1 protein-coding gene is annotated in these 4296 nt (G+C 77.1%); it reads left to right on the top strand.

Annotation, left to right across the window (positions count from 1 at the left end):
• Positions 1-4296: AAA domain-containing protein (locus NBZ85_RS28305; RefSeq protein WP_261563022.1), on the top strand; the 4296-nt coding region annotated here is incomplete at both ends.

The following is a 4296-nucleotide window of genomic DNA, read 5'->3' as shown; positions in this document are numbered from 1 at the left end:
GGATCCTGCTGCCCGACGCCGCCCAGGCCGACCCCGACCATCCGCCGGTGTGGCCGGACGCCGCTCCGAGCGCCGCCCCGCGCAACGACGCTGCGGCCGGTCCTGATCCTGCGGGCCCGCAGGACGGGCGGGCCGAGGCCGCCTACCGGGACTGGCTGCCCGGCTGGCGGATCTGGGCGACCCGCGCCCGCGCCGACGCCGAGCGGCGCGCCCTGCACAACACCCTGCACGCCGTCGCCGCCCGGGTGGCTCAGGAGGGCGACGCGCTGGAACTGGTGCTGGCCACCGGCCTGCTCACCTGGCGGCCGCCTGACGGCCCGCTCATCCGCGAGCATCTGCTGTCCACCCGGGTGGCCTGCGAGATCGACCCGGTCAGCTCGGACATCCGGGTGCGGGTGCCGGCGGGCGGGACCACCCGGCTGGGCGACGGTCCGCTGCTCGACGGCCTCGCCGGATTCCGCCGCGAACGGACCAACCACCTGCACGAACGCCTGCACAACCGGCCGCCGGCCCCGCTCGGCGCGGACGAGGCGCGGCTGCTGCGGGACTGGCTGACCCTGGCCCTGGACGTGCCGGTGGACGGCTTCGAGCCGCAGGACGAACCACCACCGCCACCGGACGGCGCGACCCGCCCCCGCGTGACCTACGCCCCAGCTCTCGTGCTGCGCGTACGTGACCAGGCCTCGCTGCTGACCTACTACGAGCGGATGCTGGCGACGCTGCGCGGTGACGGGCCACCGCCGCTGGGCCTGGTCCAGCTCGTCGCGACCCTGGACGCCGCCGAACGGCTCGCCTGGCTTGAGGCCGAGGGCGCGACGAGCGGTGCCGAGCTCGGCGCCGACCCGCTGCTGCCGCTGCCGGCCAGCCCCGAGCAGGCCCGCGTGCTCGAGCGGCTGCGCCACGACAACGGCGTCGTCGTCGAGGGCCCGCCCGGCACCGGCAAGACCCACACGATCGCGAACCTGATCTCCGCGCTGCTCGCCGAGGGTCAACGCGTCCTCGTCACCAGCCAGAAGGCGCAGGCCCTGCGGGTGCTGCGGGAGAAGCTGCCGCCCGAGCTGCAGCGGCTGTGCGTGTCGTTCACCGACGCCGAGGATGCGTCGGTCCCCACCGGCGGGACAGGCCTCGGCGGGCTGAGCAGCCCGGTGGGCTCGCCCGAGCTCGCCGCCAGTGTGAGCGCGCTGGCCGCGGAGAAGGCGGTCTACCACCCCGAGGCACTCGACCGCCGGATCGAGCAGGCCGCGCGGCGGCGGGGCGAGGCGCTGCGCGCCCGCGCCGAGCTCGCCGATCGGGCCCGCGGCGCGCGGGTCGCCGAACGCGCCGTGCACCCGGACAGCGAGGTCGGCGCGGCGGGCTGGGGCGGGAGTCGGGCGAGCATCGCCGCCCGGGTGCGCGCCGGTGGCGAGGCCCACGGCTGGTTCCCGCCGCTCGCGCCGCCCGCCGGGTCCGGCGGCGAGCGGCCCGCGCCGCTGACCGACGCCGAGGCGGTGGAGCTGTACTCCCTGCTGGGCGTGGCTTCGAAGGATGCGGCGCTGCCAGCGGACCGGGCGGGCGTCCCGGTGCGCGCGGTGCCGCCGCTCCTGGCCGCGGAACGCTTCGCCGCGCTGGTGACCGCGGACCGCATGGCCCGGCAGACGGCCGAGGCGGCCCGAGCCGGGGTCGCCACCGCCGCGGCCCGCGGCTTCCTGGCCGAGGTAGCCGCGGCCGGGGCCGGATCGTCTCCGACCGCCCCGCTGCGGGCGGCGGTGACCGCTCTTGTCCGCGCCCTCGATGACCTGACCGCGCATGGCGCCCGTGGGCCGGCGCGGGAGTGGATCCCCGCCGCGCTCGACGACGCCCTGGCCGGGCGGGACCGCCTGCTGTGGGCCAAAGTGAGCGCCGCCGCGCCGCTCATCGCCGAGGCGGCCCGGCATGTCGACGACCTCGGCCTGCACTCCGTGGCGTTGCCCTCCGCCGCCACCCCGACGGATCCGGGCCGCGCCACGGACGGACACCACGAAGACGCACACCACGAGGAGGGACGCCGCGAGGACGAACCCGGCGACGCCGAGCGGGCCGCCGGCCTCGATCCCGCCGCTCTGCTCCCCCGCGCCGAGGCTCTGCGCGCCCACCTGGACGGCGGCGCCGAACTGCGCCGGCGTTTCCGGCCGAAGGTGCAACGGGAGGCCGACGCGCTGCTGCGGCAGGTGACCGTCGACGGGGTCGCGCCGACCACCCCGGAGCTGCTCGACCTCGTCCTGACCCGGCTTCGGGCGGAACTCGCCGTCGAGGCCGCTGGCCGTGGCTGGGCCCTGGTGGGTCGCCCGCCGAAGCCCGGCGATCCGCTCGAGGTCCGGCTGTCCCGGCTGGTCGAGGGGCAGCAGGCCATCGAGGGAATCGACGCGGTGGTGGCCGCGCGGGACCGGGTTGTCGCCCTCGCCGCCGAGGTGGCGCCCGGGAGCCCGGTCGCGATCGACTCGGCCGCGAACGTGCAGGATCTGGCCGCGGCGATGGCCGCGCTCGAACCGATGGCGGCCGCGGCCGTCGCCGACCAGGCGCTGGCCGACCTCGCCGACGAGTACGACCGGCTCGCCACCGACCCCGGCACACCGGCAGGGCTGGCCGCCGAGCTCGGGGCCGTGGCCACCGCGTCCGCAGCCCGCGACGCCGACGCCTACGCCGCCGCCCGCGCCGCCCTCGACGCCGCGGTGGCCCGCAGGCACGCCGCCGCCCGGCGCGCCGAGCTGTTCCACCGGCTGCGCACGGCCCATCCTGCGCTGGCGGATCTCCTGGCCGCCGCCGCGACCGCGGGACCAGCCCGGCCCGACCGCGGCCCAGGCGACGCGCGCTCGCGCCAGGACGGCGTCGAGGATCCCTGGCCGACCCGGCTGGCGGCGTTCTCGGCCGCGTGGGCCTGGGCCGTCGCGGCAAGCTGGCTGGCCCGCGCCCGGCGTCCGGACGGCCCTGCGAACACCGACGGCGCGTCGCCCGTCGACCTGGACGCCCGGTTGGACGCGGCCGAGGACGTCCTCGCGGCGGCCACCGCGGAGCTGGCCGGGGCGAAGGCCTGGAAGCACTGCCTGGAACGGATGGGCGCCGAGCAGTCCGCCGCGCTGCGCGCCTACGCCGACACCGTCGCCGCCGGCGGCACCCTGGCCGGTCGGCACGCCGAGCGCTACCGGCAGGCCGCCCGGGAGGCGATGGAGATCGCCCAGACGGCGGTGCCGGCCTGGGTGATGCCGATCCGGGAGGTGCTGTCGACGATCCCCGCGGTCCGCGACAGCTTCGACGTCGTCATCGTCGACGAGGGCAGCCAGGCCGGGCTCGACAGTCTGTTCCTGCTGTGGCTGGCGCCCCGCGTGATCGTCGTCGGCGACGACCGCCAGTGCACCCCGCCGGTCGACCCCGCGCAGGAGCTCGACCCGGTCCTCGACCGGCTCGACGCCCTGCTGCCCGACGTGCCGGCCTGGCTGCGCGTCGGCTTCACCCCGCGGTCAAGCCTGTTCAGCCTGCTGCGGACCCGCTTCGGCGAGGTGATCCGGCTGCGGGAGCACTTCCGCTGCATGCCCGAGATCATCGAATGGTCGTCGGCGATGTTCTACCGGGATGCGCCGCTGCTGCCGCTGCGCCAGTTCGGCGCGGACCGGCTGACACCGCTGGTCGCCCGGTTCGTCCCGCACGGGTTCACCACGGCCACCCCGGCGGGGCCGCGCAACCCGGCCGAGGCCGAGGCCCTCGTCGCGCAGGTCCTGGCCTGCGCCGAGGACCCGCGCTATGCCGGGCTCAGCTTCGGGGTGGTGGTCACCCAGGGCACCGCGCAGGCCACGTTGATCCGCGACCGGCTCGCCGAACGGATGTCGGCAGCCGAGCACCTGCGTCGCCGGCTGCGGGTGGGCACGCCGGCCGACTTCCAGGGCGACGAGCGTGACGTCGTGTTCCTGTCGCTGGTCGTCGCGCCGGGCGACCGACCGGTCCCGCTGACCCGACTGGAGTACCAGCGGCGGTTCAACGTCGCGGCCTCCCGGGCCCGCGACCAGGTCTGGTTGTTCCACTCGGTGGCGCCGGCCGACCTCGACCACCAGGACCTGCGCCACAGCTACCTCAGCTACGTGCTGTCCGCGGCGCGCCCGGCCGCGCCGCTGCCTGGAGTGACGCTGGCTGGAGTGACGCCGCCGCTCGCCGAGGTCGCCACGGACCGCCCCCACCCGGCCTTCGGCTCCCTGTTCGAGCAGCGGGTGTTCCGCCACCTCGCCGGCCGCGGCTACCTCGTCACGCCCCAGGTGGAGGTCAACGGCCGGCGAGTCGACCTGGTTGTGG

The sequence above is a fragment of the Frankia tisae genome, from assembly GCF_025403405.1.
In the GTDB taxonomy this organism is placed as follows: Bacteria; Actinomycetota; Actinomycetes; order Frankiales; family Frankiaceae; genus Frankia; species Frankia tisai.
Note: the sequence above shows the minus strand (reverse complement) of the source record. Positions and strands in the feature narration are given on the sequence as shown.